General features: G+C 42.0%; 21 protein-coding genes and 1 pseudogene. All 22 read left to right on the top strand.

Translation table 11 applies throughout. From position 1 onward, the window contains the following. The first annotated feature begins 165 nt into the window (after positions 1-165). Entirely contained in the window at positions 166-645 is a 480-nt protein-coding gene (locus tag ABXS70_RS14300; protein WP_342555604.1) for a GNAT family N-acetyltransferase, read from the top strand. Positions 646-717: 72 nt separating this feature from the next. Beyond that, positions 718-1,227, top strand: coding sequence for a DUF4937 domain-containing protein (locus ABXS70_RS14295; protein ID WP_342555605.1), 510 nt, complete (start codon positions 718-720; stop codon positions 1,225-1,227). A gap of 60 nt (positions 1,228-1,287) precedes the next feature. Then, the gene (locus tag ABXS70_RS14290) at positions 1,288-1,740 is read left to right on the top strand and encodes a GNAT family N-acetyltransferase (RefSeq protein ID WP_366296427.1); all 453 of its coding nucleotides are present in this window, start codon (positions 1,288-1,290) and stop codon (positions 1,738-1,740) included. 59 nt (positions 1,741-1,799) lie between these two features. After that, positions 1,800-1,979: pseudogene (locus tag ABXS70_RS14285) on the top strand (hypothetical protein); the annotation flags it as partial. Positions 1,980-2,054: 75 nt separating this feature from the next. Then, complete coding sequence (locus ABXS70_RS14280) at positions 2,055-2,591, top strand: DNA topology modulation protein FlaR (RefSeq protein ID WP_342555607.1); 537 nt, start codon at positions 2,055-2,057, stop codon at positions 2,589-2,591. A gap of 132 nt (positions 2,592-2,723) precedes the next feature. Beyond that, on the top strand, positions 2,724-3,011 hold the full coding sequence (locus ABXS70_RS14275; RefSeq protein WP_342555608.1) for a hypothetical protein: 288 nt from the start codon (positions 2,724-2,726) through the stop codon (positions 3,009-3,011). Between the two features lie 163 nt (positions 3,012-3,174). Next, on the top strand, positions 3,175-3,711 hold the full coding sequence (locus ABXS70_RS14270) for a YfiT family bacillithiol transferase (RefSeq protein WP_366296424.1): 537 nt from the start codon (positions 3,175-3,177) through the stop codon (positions 3,709-3,711). Between the two features lie 51 nt (positions 3,712-3,762). After that, positions 3,763-4,299, top strand: coding sequence for a helicase (locus ABXS70_RS14265; RefSeq protein ID WP_342555610.1), 537 nt, complete (start codon positions 3,763-3,765; stop codon positions 4,297-4,299). A gap of 24 nt (positions 4,300-4,323) precedes the next feature. Continuing rightward, complete coding sequence (locus ABXS70_RS14260; protein ID WP_342555611.1) at positions 4,324-4,770, top strand: GNAT family N-acetyltransferase; 447 nt, start codon at positions 4,324-4,326, stop codon at positions 4,768-4,770. 14 nt (positions 4,771-4,784) lie between these two features. Further along, complete coding sequence (locus tag ABXS70_RS14255; RefSeq protein ID WP_342555612.1) at positions 4,785-5,330, top strand: AAA family ATPase; 546 nt, start codon at positions 4,785-4,787, stop codon at positions 5,328-5,330. Then, a complete protein-coding gene (locus tag ABXS70_RS14250; protein WP_342555613.1) occupies positions 5,327-5,632 on the top strand; it encodes a hypothetical protein in 306 nt (101 codons plus the stop codon). Before ABXS70_RS14255 ends, ABXS70_RS14250 begins: the two co-directional genes overlap by 4 nt. 51 nt (positions 5,633-5,683) lie before the next feature. After that, entirely contained in the window at positions 5,684-6,280 is a 597-nt protein-coding gene (locus ABXS70_RS14245) for a class I SAM-dependent methyltransferase (protein ID WP_342555614.1), read from the top strand. Positions 6,281-6,348: 68 nt separating this feature from the next. After that, positions 6,349-7,077: a metallophosphoesterase family protein gene (locus ABXS70_RS14240; protein ID WP_342555615.1), complete on the top strand. Its 729-nt coding sequence runs from the start codon at positions 6,349-6,351 to the stop codon at positions 7,075-7,077. A gap of 136 nt (positions 7,078-7,213) precedes the next feature. Further along, a complete protein-coding gene (locus tag ABXS70_RS14235) occupies positions 7,214-7,735 on the top strand; it encodes an AAA family ATPase (protein ID WP_342555616.1) in 522 nt (173 codons plus the stop codon). Positions 7,736-7,844: 109 nt separating this feature from the next. Then, a complete protein-coding gene (locus tag ABXS70_RS14230; protein ID WP_342555617.1) occupies positions 7,845-8,402 on the top strand; it encodes a hypothetical protein in 558 nt (185 codons plus the stop codon). Between the two features lie 36 nt (positions 8,403-8,438). Further along, complete coding sequence (locus ABXS70_RS14225; protein ID WP_342555618.1) at positions 8,439-8,972, top strand: hypothetical protein; 534 nt, start codon at positions 8,439-8,441, stop codon at positions 8,970-8,972. Positions 8,973-8,991: 19 nt separating this feature from the next. Further along, positions 8,992-9,519 (top strand): DUF6886 family protein, encoded by a 528-nt coding sequence (locus ABXS70_RS14220; RefSeq protein WP_342555619.1) that lies wholly within the window; start codon positions 8,992-8,994, stop codon positions 9,517-9,519. Positions 9,520-9,543: 24 nt separating this feature from the next. Then, positions 9,544-10,017: a DUF5662 family protein gene (locus ABXS70_RS14215; RefSeq protein WP_342555620.1), complete on the top strand. Its 474-nt coding sequence runs from the start codon at positions 9,544-9,546 to the stop codon at positions 10,015-10,017. Between the two features lie 148 nt (positions 10,018-10,165). Further along, on the top strand, positions 10,166-10,645 hold the full coding sequence (locus ABXS70_RS14210) for a DinB family protein (protein ID WP_342555621.1): 480 nt from the start codon (positions 10,166-10,168) through the stop codon (positions 10,643-10,645). Positions 10,646-10,724: 79 nt separating this feature from the next. Continuing rightward, a complete protein-coding gene (locus ABXS70_RS14205) occupies positions 10,725-11,666 on the top strand; it encodes an acetamidase/formamidase family protein (RefSeq protein ID WP_342555622.1) in 942 nt (313 codons plus the stop codon). A 114-nt stretch (positions 11,667-11,780) separates the two neighbouring features. Next, entirely contained in the window at positions 11,781-12,365 is a 585-nt protein-coding gene (locus ABXS70_RS14200; RefSeq protein WP_342555623.1) for an HAD-IA family hydrolase, read from the top strand. Between the two features lie 385 nt (positions 12,366-12,750). Further along, positions 12,751-14,139 carry an extracellular solute-binding protein gene (locus ABXS70_RS14195; protein ID WP_342555624.1) on the top strand — a complete coding sequence of 463 codons (1,389 nt, stop codon included), beginning with the start codon at positions 12,751-12,753 and terminating at the stop codon, positions 14,137-14,139. Positions 14,140-14,148: the final 9 nt, after the last annotated feature.

The following is a 14,148-nucleotide window of genomic DNA, read 5'->3' as shown; positions in this document are numbered from 1 at the left end:
GGCTGTTTTTTCAATTCGTGCCTTCGCACATGGAACATTTTAGGTTATATTAAGAAGAGATTTGAAGCCAAGAATAGAAACAAAGTGCAATCTTGTGCATATATTTACTTCATGTGTGATTGCTGGAACCTGTTATATCGCTAGGTTCATTGAAGGAGGTTATTTATGGACATTACTTTAGTGAAGTCAGGTGTAGATGCAGCTGCTGCTGTTCATGAGATGCAGGTGAAGTCTTTTACACCTTTATTAAATAAGTATCAGGATTATGAGACAAGTCCTGCGAACGAAACTGTTGCTCAAATCGCAGCTCGTTTGAGTCAATCATTTACGGATTATTACATAATTAAATATTCAGAAGTAAACGTAGGCGCCATCAGAATTGTCAGAAAAGAGAATAAAGTATATCGTGTAAGTCCAATCTTCATTTTACCCGAATTCCAGGGCCGAGGGATTGCACAGAAAGTTTTTTCCATAATTGAAGAACTTTATGATGATGCAAAGAAGTGGGAACTGGATACCGTCCTTCAGGAGCAGAGGAATTGTTATTTATATGAGAAGTTAGGTTATAAGCGGGGCGGCAGGAGGAAAGTGATTAATGATAGTATGACCATTGTATTCTACGAAAAATACATCAAACAAAATTAGTGATCATCTTAACCGCTTAATGATAACCAGTCCTTAAAGTGATACGATGGCGCCATAGTGGGAGAAAAACTAATGCTTATAAAAATGATTAAATGCGAAGTGAATGAAGATTCCAAAGAGATTTTTCATGCGGCTCAAACGAAATGGAAAGAGCTTGAATTCATAAGTGGATTTGCTGTCCAATGGGGTGGATGGAATCTTCTGAACAAAGAAGATGCTGTAATTATAGGGTTATGGGAATCTCGGGAAGCATACACCCTTTTTATGACGGAGCATCACGATAAAATAATGGATACAAATGAACAAGTGAAAACATATCGGAAAATAGAAGTGAGTTTATGGAGTACAGATGAAAGAATGGATCGTGCAGCGATTAAAGACGCTGCGTTTACAACGATCATGGATGCAGCCGATTACAACATGAATGGCAAAGAGAAGAGTATGGCTGTTTTTATGAAACCATTAGATGATAGGAAATCAAGCAAAATATTAATATTCACTAATGAATTAGAGGGAATGATCGAGAATTTTGAAACTGTAGTAAAGTTGGAGAAAGAGTGGACCGTTTCAGCGGCTCATTGAATGAATAAAGAATCATCTTACCCTAAAACAATATAAAAATCAGGTGATGTATTGGAATATATGATCATTAATCTCAGGGATTATCCGAATTTGCTAGAAGAATGTATTAATTATGTTTCTCAAAGATGGGGATTAAACAGAAAAATATTTGAGGATTGCATAACTTCGAGTATGAATACAAACCATTCGCTGCCTAGATGGTATTTTATGATGAAATCGAATGAAATCATCGGCAGCTTTTCACTAATGACAAATGATTTTGTGAGCAGACAAGATTTAGGACCGTATTTATCTAACCTTTACGTTGAGGAAGAAGAAAGAGGAAAAAAATTAGGAGAAATACTGTTAAATCACGCTCGGAAAGAGGCACATAAACTCGGGTTTCAAAAGCTGTATTTATGCACAGATCATGAAAATTACTATGAGAAATATGGCTGGGCCCATATCACTAATGGATATCATACTTGGAACAGAGAATCAAAAATCTATGCTGCAGATACAATTTGTGAGTAGATTATGAAGGCGTTTTCCAACATAGTGAGCAGCAATCAGGAAGAGGCAATAAGGGATATGGATCAGAAACGATGAAATGGATTGAGAAGGATGCCAAAGCAAAAGGAATGAGTAAGCTCAGACTTAGTGTATTTAGATTCAATGAACCTGCTAATAAGCTGTATACGAAACTCAATTATCAAATCGTTGAGAATAATGATGAAAATCTGATCATGGAGAAAATACTGAAAGACGAATGAGTAAAAATAAGATCAGCAGCCTCGAATCAACTGCACCAGCTGTTAGTCGTTCTAACTTAAGAAACGGAGAGAGTTATGTCCATCCCTAAACGAATTCATATTGTTGGCTCTACAGGTAGTGGAAAAACATATTTAGCCGAGAAGTTATCAAGGCAGTTTAACTTATATTACGGGGAACTGGATACGGTGATGTGGAGCGGACCGACTGAATTGGCAGGTAAGAACTCGCCGGAGAAAAGGGACCAGTTACTCCATGACATCATTGATCGGGAATGCTGGATTGTGGAGGGTGTCTATTATAAATGGTTAGCAAGTAGTTTTGAGCGGGCTGAACAAATTATATTTTTGGATATCCCTGTTTTTCGGAGAGATGCAAGAATTGTACTGCGTTTCATCAGACAAAAGCTGAAAATGGAAAGAGCAGTATACAAACAAACGTTTACAGGTTTATTGAAGATGCTAAAATGGAATCACGAATTTGAGAACCAATTTAAGCAGGATATCCTTATGTTTTTGAAACCGTACGAGAAGAAAATGATTATCCTAAAAAAGAGTGCAGAGATACAAAATCTCATCGAAGATGGAAGGTTTATCACCACGGAAGCCCGATAATCAGGTCAAATTGAGGACAAAACGAGCAGGGGCACTCTTGTCTGATCCATTTCAAAAAGAGCCGCTCAGCGGGCAGTTAGAACAGCTTGATATAAGTGCTGCATTAAACTTTAAACTAAAGAGGTCGGATCAATGGCATTTTGTATAGACTTTCAATTAATTGGTGTGAATGCTGGTACAGCAGTATATGCATATGGAGACTGCTCCGAGCATCTGGAGGGACGGTTTGAGTTGAATCTTGAACGTCTTATATCAGGTGAAGTCAGTATGGATACAGATATAAAGGAAATTGTCAGGGTAACCAAACCGTGTTTAAGTGATGGGGAAAATCAACATAAAGCCAACCGGGCTTTCAGTAAAATCTATAAACATTATGTAAATACAAGCACGTATATAAAAGAAGGAGGATACTATGCCTGATGCTTTCTGATGGTTAGTATTACAATGGGGACTGAATTTCAGCAGAAGCGGCTTTAGGAGAAGCCTGCTTCTTTTTTTGTTTTTACCCTTCGCAAATGGAACATTGTGGGTTATATTGGATATGATTTGGTTCTCTAGTAGAGGAATGGTGAGGTGCTGAAACTTGAATGATAAGGTCCGTTATCCAATAGGGAACTTTGAGCCTATTCGCAAGTTCACTGATAAGAGTCGAAAGCACATCATCGATCAAGTTCCCGGAATCGCGAAGTCATTAAGAGAGAGTGTACAGTATATCGATGATGAGCAGCTGCATATTCCTTATCGCAAAGGCGGCTGGACGATCTCACAGATTATCCATCACCTTGCTGATAATGATATGAACGCTTATATCCGATTCAAAAGAGCATTGACTGAAGAGGAGCCGCTGGCAGGCTCTTATCGTGAAGATGCTTGGGCATCATTGCATGACTATGCAGACCTACCTTTGGAGGACTCGATTATGCTGCTGGAGATACTCCATAAGCGATTTTATACGCTGCTGTGCGGGTTAGATCCTGATCAGTTTCGTCGGAAACTCCAGACAGAAGTATTGGGTACAATTTCACTAGATACTGCTCTACAACGTTTTGTATGGCATGGACAGCATCATATTGCTCAAATTACATCTTTTCAAGCGTCACAAGGGAGTCAATTAGAATAAAGCAATATAGTGAGTTGAATTTTTAGAAATCAACCTTTAGGGGGACTGAAAGTGCCTGAACAGGAAGAAATATACCCTAACTGTCCCGTGAAAATAAGGGTAGTTGAAGTTGGAGGCCTAACCCCATCGGAGCTTCAAATCAAACTGCGGCAGTGCTCAATTCAAATAAATGAATACGGAAAAACATTGTTAGGTAGCGAGGAATTCATTACATCTCATACAAAGAAAAGATTGGTTACGGTTGAATTAGCCGTTAAACATCTGGGATTTAGGGAGGGAGCTGCGACGCTGCCGCTCTTTCAAAGAGCGGATGACCTCGGACTGAGATTATGTCCATTGGAGTTAGGCCCCTATCTTGGAATGCAGTATTGGCATCAATTCGAAGTAAATGCGGCAGCTGCCTCGAAAGGGAATCAGGCCCCTCCAGGGGCGGTTACCATTGCATCACAGCCTATTAGTGAAGATGATTATTTTCCAGAAGGTTTTTATCTCAGACGTATAAACGACGAGCTGTGGTTGCGTGGGTACGCTGCGGATGATCTGCATGTGTGGAACCCCGATGATCGTTTTATCTTTGGTAAAGCTTGAGACATATAGTTAGGAGACTGCGATATGTACCACTACCGGATGGGCCAGAAGAAAGATCTTGCTCAAGTCACCGATCTCACGATCAGTTGGACAGAAGAGGACCTCACTTTGGGATACGAGAATGTGGCTTGGACTCCAGAAAAACTAGAAAAGAAGCTGAATGATTACTTCTACGTCGTCGAACTGCAGGATGCGATTGTTGGTTATGCCTTTGGGGAGATCAGGCAGGGTAATGCAGTGCCGGTCATTCCTCAGTCAGACGCTTATTTGGAGATTCATGAAGTCTATATTCACCCTCAACATCGGAGTCAAGGGATCGGCCGGCAGCTTGTCACATGTCTAATCGATAAAGCGTGTGAGCACCAAGTGGAGAGGGCTTTGGTTGGATCATCCAATCGAAGATGGAAAGATACGGCGGCATTTTACGAGGAACTAGGATTTCATATGTGGTACATCCAGATGTATAAATAGAAGGTGATAACCAAATGAACAGAACATTATATGTGATCTCGGGGCCTCCTGGTGTCGGGAAGTCTACAACTTCACAACAACTGGTTCAAGTATTAAGTAAAAGTGCATACATTTCTGGGGATACAATCAGTCATATTCCAGTGAATGGACGAGGGAAACCCTGGGTGTGTAAAGAGACGTATGATTTAACATGGAAAAATATATACAGCTTAACTCGGAATCTGTTAGAACAGGATTATGATGTGGTTATTGACTATGTTGCCTTTCCTTCAGAAGTAAAGCGGCTTGTACAGCAGCTGACTGATCTGGAATTCCGACTCGTTTATGTCGTTTTATTGGTTGATCAGAATACCTTGGTGAGTAGGGATCAATCGAGAGCCGAAGAAGTGAGGATGGGCGAGCGCAGTCTGGTTTTACTAGAGGAATTTGAAACATGTCCGACCTTAAAAGAGCAAACCAAACTCTATACGCAGCATTATAGCACAGAACAGTTAACTGAAATTATTGAAGATATTCAAAACAATCCGAGATTCATTTGGGAAGGAGATGCCCAAAGTTGAAACGCATGCCGATGGTTTTTTCGTTCATTTTGATCATAGTAGGAATTATTGTGATCACGCTTACCAAAACGGTTGAAGAGGTCATTCCGAAATTGGGATACGCCGTATTTCAGTTTGCAGGAGCCGGGAGCTATAGTCCGACGGATTATGAGATGGATCTGAATCTGAATTATTGGGTTGGAGGCATCTGCATTCTGACGGGTACTGTCTACTTTATTTGTCAGTCGGCCTTCCTGCGCAATTCGATCAGTGAAATAAAAATGAGAGATAAGGAGTTTGATGAAAAGTACAAGCAGCAGTAGTCATTCGTACGCTGAGGGTATTTTATTATATTTGGAGATCGGGTGATAGGGATGAATGATCAAGATCTATTGAATTTTTATTTAAATATGAGAGAAAAGGAAGCCTATCAGTGGAATCTCTCGCCTGCAGGCTTGTATTTGGAACTGGGGACGAGGGAGTTTTTAGCCAAACACTTTGATGTGTTCAGCGGGATGAATGCGCTTAATGTAGGGATTGGCGTAGGCGAATGGGATGATTATATCGGATATCTTATAAACGGATCAGGTTGTTTGACGAGTATCGATATCGATTCTTATATTTGTAACATATTCAAATACCGGCAGCATAGGGAGGGGCATCCCAATGCCTCTACAGTAATATGTGAAGACTTTTTAGTAAGCAAGCTGCCTCAACATCATTATGATCTCGTCACGATGATCGGTTCAGCTCTTCATGAGACAGGCGCATACCGTAAAGCTTTGCAAAAAATATCCGATGTATTAAAACCAAATGGTCAATGGATGTACATGGATTTTGATAAATATCATAAAAAAGAAGAATTATTTGAAATATTACATGAGTTAAAGTTGGAGTTAGTACATATCGAAGAGTTCAATCGGTACCCGAATGCCAGCTTTTATTGTATGAAGATCAGAAAGTTAATTTAATAGAGCAGATGCAGCGGCTTTCAGGTATTCCTTGCTTCTTCAAAGAGATGAAATGGAGGTGGTTTTCGATGCATCGAACGCTCATGGTTAGTGATATTCATGGTTGTATTGATACGTTTAACCAGTTATTACATGATGTCGATTACAATTCGACCTATGATCAGTTAATGCTGCTAGGGGACTATGTAGATCGAGGTCCCAGCAGTAAAGAAGTTGTGGATAAGGTGATGAAATTAGTACACGAACATCATGCGGTCGCATTAAAAGGCAACCACGACCAGCGGTTCGTAGATTTTATACAAGAGGGGAGTTCCGCTATTCAATCCAGATTTATGGAACATGGAGGGCTTCCAACGCTTGAAAGTTACTGTCAGCTGAAAGATGAAATTTCGGATACACGGCTGCAGCAGGCGAGGAAATCTATTCAATCGGACTACAGCCACCATATTCATTTTTTGAGCAGCCTGCCGCTATTCCATGAAGATGAAAACCATATTTATGTTCATGCTGGATTGAACCCGGATTATAGTGATTGGAAGCAGCAGCCGGAGCATGATTTTATGTATATCAAACATAAATTTATCCAGCATACGTTTACAGATTTATACAAAAAAGTGGTCTTTGGACATACCAAAACGATCGATATTCATGGAAAAGCGGATGTTTGGTTTGCCGCAGACAAGATTGGCATCGATGGTGGATGTGCTTTTGGAATGCAGCTGAATGGTTTGATTTATCAAGATTCTTCGTACTCGACTGTGCAGCAGGTTAATCAAAGTATGAGGCCGCTTGCGTAGAAATCATGGAGAACAATCCATGGGTTGGCGCCGCTTGACCTACTCACTATAGTGAACCCAAACAGAATGGGTTTGCTGCAAAATGTAGGTTGTGAAATGTTTTGGAAATGAGACTTTAGCAAAGGAAGATAACATAATGGAAAAAGGCAAAGGCAGAATTATTTTTTTGAATGGCGTAACAAGCTCGGGAAAAACGTCTATCGTAGAAGAGATGCAGTCTTACGATGATCCATTCTTCTACGTTGTGGCGAATGATTTATTTGAGAACACAATCGGAGACAAACATCTCCAGACCGATTACTGGAAGTATTTAAGCGAAGCCATAGTGCTGATGTATCATACAGCCAAGCTGTTTTCAGACCACGGCAAGCATGTATTGATCGATGGAATTCTGGTGGAACGACCGGAGCTTGCGCCGCATTATGAACAAGTCAAAACGATTTTTGAAGGATATCCACTGGATATTGTGGAGCTGTATTGTCCTCTGGAGATCTGTCGTCAGCGCAATATTGAACGTGGTGACCGAAGAGAAGATCAGTCGGAAGAGCAGCACCGAATGATGGCTTCCGATATTCAATACAGTTATACTATCGATACGAGCAGGCACACGCCTAAAGAATGTGCCGACAGGATCATCAACACGCTTTTTAAAAAGTGAGTGATAGTTCACTCCATGTATGGATTCAGATGATGAAAAAGTGAAGCTGGGACGTCTATGCAGGATGTTCCAGCTTCTTGACTATTGATGGGAATGGAGGAACGGGCACTTGAATAAAGAACGATTACTTCTTCAATTCATTACCTTGCGGTGGGAGAAGGAAGTGAGAGGTGCTCCTTTTGCCGGTGTACGAAACCACATGGAGAAAGCGCTAAGTTTGCCGGAAAATCTGTTCAGTTATGACACGTCCTATGGACAGCCATACCACAAGGTGGTCATCGTGCAAAATAAGAAGGGTCTGGAGACGGTTCAGGATCAGATTGTGATTTTGGACCCAGGAGCAGAAAAGTGGAAAGTCGGATGCGTTGAAATAGCTAAAAAGGGTTTCGAATCCGAATATGAGGTGACCTTCTCTTACTCCCAAGAATGCGGCAAACCCGTCCGCTATGACAAAAGAAATCATGCCTTAACCGAGCAGGCGTTTGGACTGACTTCGAACGAATATAGAAGAATCCTTTACAATGGCAGGCATATCTATCAGGATACGGGAGAGTGGTACTACGAGATACATATTGTGAATATGCTGCTTACCGAGCAAAACCGCGTAAATATGCTGATCGATCATGAGCCAGCTGCTGTTTACAAACAGATTGAAATTCTATACTGATCCAAACACAAATAGCGACTGCAGAAGGAGTAAACCATGAATAATCCTCAAGTCATTATGCCGCTTGTCAAACAATTAGAACAGAAGGGAATTTCATTTACACTGGGTGGAAGCGGAATGCTGTATTACTTGAATCTTGCCCAATCCGTGAATGATTGGGATCTGATGGTAGATTGCCCGAAGTCCACATTTATTGAAGCGATAGACGGATATGAATGGACAGAGCAAGAAAGTGGCGATGGGCTTTTTGCGAGTGAATACCGAATTGAGATCCGTTCGTGCAATGTGGATGTGATTGGTGGATTTGCTTTTCGCGTTGAAGCAAACATATTAAAGTTACCTTTGTCGCATATTCCTGATCGAACATGGCACGGGATGAATATTTCAAGCCCCGAGTTATGGTACACTGCCTATCACATGATGGGTAGAAAAGAAAAATCTGATTTGATCCTAGAATATTTACAAACCAACAATGAAATCGTGAATCAACATCTCCTCAACAGCCTGTTAGATAACGGCAATCTAACGTACGAGATCAGACAAGGGTTGTCCACTTTGCTTAAGCCATAACAGAACAGAGGTGTATCGGGTGCTCTATCATTTCAGTGAAGATGCAGATATTGATATTTTTATTCCTAGATTGAAGCAGAATCGGCCTGATTTTCCGGCTGTAGTGTGGGCGATTGATGAGCAGCATGAATTTACCTATTATTTTCCGAGAAATTGTCCCCGTATTGTTATTCAGAGAACCAACGAAATCAGTAATGAACATCAGGAATTATTTTTCAAACATACGGAAGCTGATATTATTGTCACGGTTGAGCGTGAGTGGTACACCAAGATCGCAGGCCAATCGTTGTATCGATATCATCTGGATGAAGCCTCTTTTCAACTTTTTGATGAAACAGCGGGATATTACATTTCCGATCAGGTGATTACACCAAGCTGCGTAGAGAAAATAGATCACCTGGTAGAGAGGCTTTTGACGAGAGGTGTTGAGCTGCGGCTGACAAGCAATCTATATCCTTTGAGGGATGCGGTATTACAATCCGATTTCAAGGAATTTGGGATACATCGTTTTAATCATGCCAAGAAACTGTTGAGATCCGAAAATTAAAATAGAAGGTTAGGGGAGAGGAAGATGCTTTCTGCCTATTGGAGGTATTTCTTATATGTAACGGAACATAAGCTGAATGTTTTAATCGAGTGCTGGCATGAAGGTTTATATGTACAGGGGCTGCTTCATGATTTGTCCAAGTTTGCTCCCGAAGAATTTTTCCCTTATGCAGTCAAATTTTATTCGGGACATAAGAATGAAGTGACAGAACAAAGATGGAAGAACGCATGGCTGCATCACCAGAATCATAATAAACATCATTGGGAGTACTGGATTGTAAACAGAAATACAAAAGAAGCTCTGCCTATGCCGCAAAAATATATTATAGAGATGGTATGTGACTGGAGATCTTTTACGAGAAAATGGGGCCGTAGAGTCAAAGACTCCAATCTGGCAGAACGCATGATGAACTCGGAAGATGTTATTTTGCATCCAAAGACGAGAGAATCGCTTGAACAGCTGCTTACTAGAAAGGCGAATCGTGATGATTCAAGATGATGAACAATCGAAATAGGAGAGGCTGTGAGTTATTTGATACCCCAAAGAGAGATGGTGGATTATGCTTTGGGATGTGGATGAATCGGAACCGAAGGGAATATAGAGATATAGTAAAGGATCTTCGAAAAAGAGAAGGGGGAAGTTTGGTGTGAATAAAGAAATGGAACATTTGCTTCAAACATTTGAAGAATGGACGCTGTTTGTCAAAACGTTGACTCATCTCGAAGAAAAGATCTGGAATTCAAGTCTGGAGAAAGGAAAGTGGACGATCAAATCCATCGTAAGTCATATGATGTTATGGGATCGTTATTTTTACAAGGAAGCGATTGAAAAGATTGCGCTGCATCAGCCTGTAACATTGAGACATCTGGATTTTGATGAGTTTAATCGCAAAGCTGTGGAGTATGGCAGCCGCACCGAAACAGCGGAAATCGTGGACAAAGCGATCACATACCGCCATAAAATTATGAATGATATTCGAGCGTTGACGGATGAACAGCTTCATCAAACGTATTTGGACGCAGAAGGTAACCCCTTCTATATTCCTCAATACCTCAAAGATTTTATATGGCATGATCAGCATCATATGAAACCGTTAAAACAATATCTTGATCGTCTTCAAACGTAGATGGAATGGTGCGTCAGGCAGGCTGTGGAATGGAATGCTGCTCTGCGCTGCGTACAATATGGATCTAAGCCCGGGAGGAATGGCTGTGAGTACACATATCATTGAATTAACGCAAGAAAATCTGATCGGTTCGTTTACAAATGAGGTCAAGCCCATATTGAACATACGGTCGGGGGATTCAGTCCGATTTCAGACACTGGATGCCGGTTGGGGCATGGGCGTAAGGTATACGGAACGTTTGAGACCGTTCCCGCGACAAGGTGAAAAAGATGGAGGTCACGCCTTAATCGGTCCAATTCATATTGAAGAAGCGGAGCAGGGAAAGACGCTGGAGATTATTTTCAATGAAATCGTACCCGGGAGTTACGGGTTTACTTCCGCTGGTGGATATCCAAACTGGCAGAATCAGAAGCTGCATCTAACACAGGTGGAGGAACTGTCTCTGGATTGGGTGCTTGATCGCCAAGCGATGAGAGGTACCTGTGAAGTGCAGGGTAAATCCTATACCGTATCGTTAAACCCGTTCATGGGTGTAATAGGGATGCCTCCGGAGTCAGGAGGCATTCATACCACTTGGCCGCCGCGCTATTGTGGAGGGAACATCGACTGCAAGGAATTGGTTCAGGGGAGTAAACTGTATTTACCGGTTCCAGTAGATGGCGGTTACCTTGCACTTGGTGACGGTCATGCACGACAAGGTGATGGGGAAGTCAGCTGTCAAGCTATCGAATGTGCTATGGAGGTTGTAGATATCACGGTTAATGTCATCGACAATATGAAATTGGATAATCCTCGTGCACATACGCCAACTGGCTGGATTACCTTTGGTTTTCATGAGGATCTGAATGAGGCGACGGTTCAAGCATTGGATGGCATGTTAAACCTGATGGGAGAATTATACGGCCTGCAGCGCGTGGAGGCGATTGCGCTGGGGAGTGCGGTTATCGATCTGCGCATCACGCAAATTGTCAATGGTGTGAAAGGTGTGCATGCTTTTCTGCCGCATGATGCTTTTATATAAATGGAGATCTGTGGTGCCAGAGAAAAGGAAATGGGCAATTGAATCGTGTGCGCGTATAAGGGCGTAAACGGTCTTTAGTACAAATTAAACAAATAGTTTTGGAGGATGGATACCATGCAGAATAGACCACAGCTCGTGTTCGATATCGCTGGTGTACTGTTAAGTAATATATCTTTAAGGTGCTGGAAAGAGATGATTCAGGAATCGAACCTGTCAGCAGAACAATTAAAAGGGCATTTTGGAGGAGTCAAAAGGCAGCTCTGGACAGGAGCAATGAAAGAAGAAGAGTTTTGGGACACATTACGGGAAAGTTATCCTGAGTTACCGATCAGCCGAGCGAGGGACATTTTGTTTGATTCGATCGTTCCTTTACCTGCTGCACAATATCTAGAGCGATGGAGCGAGTCTGCGGATATTCATCTGCTGAGCAATCATTGTCAGGAATGGATTGAACCGAATCTGCGAAGTTTGAGACCATTTACCAAAAGTGTAACCATCTCTAATCAAGTGGGCTTATGCAAACCGGAGATGGAGATATACCAGCTGGTCGGAACCTATCTTGGTGATGGGGAAAAAGTTTTATTTATTGATGATCAGGAAAAAAATCTGCATGCTGCCCGGCAGCTTGGCTGGAAGACGTTATTGGCTTATGAAAAGGAGGATTGGACTCAAGAAGTGGAAGCGTTCATCACATCCTGAATCCGGTTTTCTATACCTGTTATGAAACCCTCTATGATGTCATTTCATCTGACGTTAGAGGGTTTTGTTGATTTACCCCCTTTAAGTGTTATGTTTTCCTGAAATTGTGCGGAATGAAACGACAGCGATCAAAATATTCTAAATAATAACAGAATATGTATTGACCCGATGCTTTTCATGATACTATAATGAAATGGGTTTCATGAAATCCGTTTCATTAACTCCCGATAACTTAGTAAGCGCTTTCTGCTGAAGGAGTGACTGCAGGTTTTCAAGTTCCCATACGTGACAGCCTTGTGATGAGTTAAGTCATTCGAGGAAGTCATCCAAGCGTTCTGCAAGCTTGATTCATCTTTATCTAACTTTGAGGGGGAGCGTGTGTAAGATGAAGTTTGTGAGGAAGAAAAGGTTTAGCCCGCTGGTGATGCTCACTTTACTGGTAACCATCATGGCTGGCTGCAGCGGGGGAGCGCCACCTGATACAGCAGCACAGGCACCTGCGGAGGAAAACAAAGAAGCGACGGTCGAACCCGTTCAGGAGAAACAGGAGCCGGCAGTGGATTTGAAAGGTAGAGCTGTCCGCATATCAAACTGGTGGGATGCTTCTCCCAAAGGAGACTCGGAAGCAGACGAACGCGCTCGTGAGCGAATCAAAAATGTAGAAGAGAAATACAACGTTAAAATTTCCTATTTGAATACAGATTACGGATCAACGTCCGAGAAAATTTCTTCATCGGTGATGGCAAATGAACCTTTTGCAGAGATTGTCCGGGTGCCTGACGGGTATATCTGGGGGCTCATGCAGGGCGGATTTCTTACACCACTGGATGACTATCTGAAAGATACGCAGATCAAGCCGGATGTCATCGATTCCATGCGATTCGGGACGGATAAAGTATATGGTCTGACAGGATGGTATACCCCGAATGACAGCGGAATGTTTTACAACAAACGAATATTCAAGGAAGCTGGTTTGAAAGACCCGCAGCAGCTGTTGGAAGAGGATAACTGGAACTGGGATACGATGCTGGATGCAGCCAAGAAGCTGACCGTGGACAAAAACGGAGATGGCAAGATGGATCAGTACGGTCTGTCGGGTGCGTACTACGTACTTCATGAAACGTTGATTGGAAGTAACGGCGGCAAAATGTATGACGAGGCAGCGCAAAAGGCAGCGTTTGATTCACCCGAATCTTTGGAAGCGCTTAACTTCTTGTACAGCCTGTATAACGATCATAAAGTCGTAAAGGCTAACGCCGGTAATGATTGGGAAGACCCATCCAAGTTTTTCTCTGAAGGTAACATTGCGATGTACCCTGGCGGATTATGGGAAGTCGAAGGCCGTATTCTGGATAAGTTAAAGGACGAATGGGGTTATGTTTACATGCCCAAAGGTTCAAAAGCCAAAACCTATCTGGATACAGTCAACAGTACAGAAAGTTTTGTAATTCCCAAGGGTGTAAAGGATGCCGATATCATCGTGAAAATTTGGGAGGAGCTTCAGGACTTTGACAACTGGCAGGATAATCACCGTCTGTGGTTAGAAAACATTTTGCCTGATGAAGCTTCAATTGCTAACGCGATGAATGACAATGGTCAGGTTGAACGTGTATACGGTGCTCGTGCTGGTGGATTAGGTGTCAAGGAAGCGCTGGGTAGTGTGACTGAAAAGTTTGTAAAAGGTGAAGTGACGCCCTCAACAGGTGTAGCTCAGATCATTGGACCTGCACAGGCTGGAATCCAGAAGGTGCTCAAGGGAGAAAAGAGCAAGTAAAAAAATCAT

This window comes from Paenibacillus sp. AN1007 (genome assembly GCF_040702995.1).
Classification (GTDB): Bacteria; Bacillota; Bacilli; order Paenibacillales; family Paenibacillaceae; genus Paenibacillus.
Note: the sequence above shows the minus strand (reverse complement) of the source record. Positions and strands in the feature narration are given on the sequence as shown.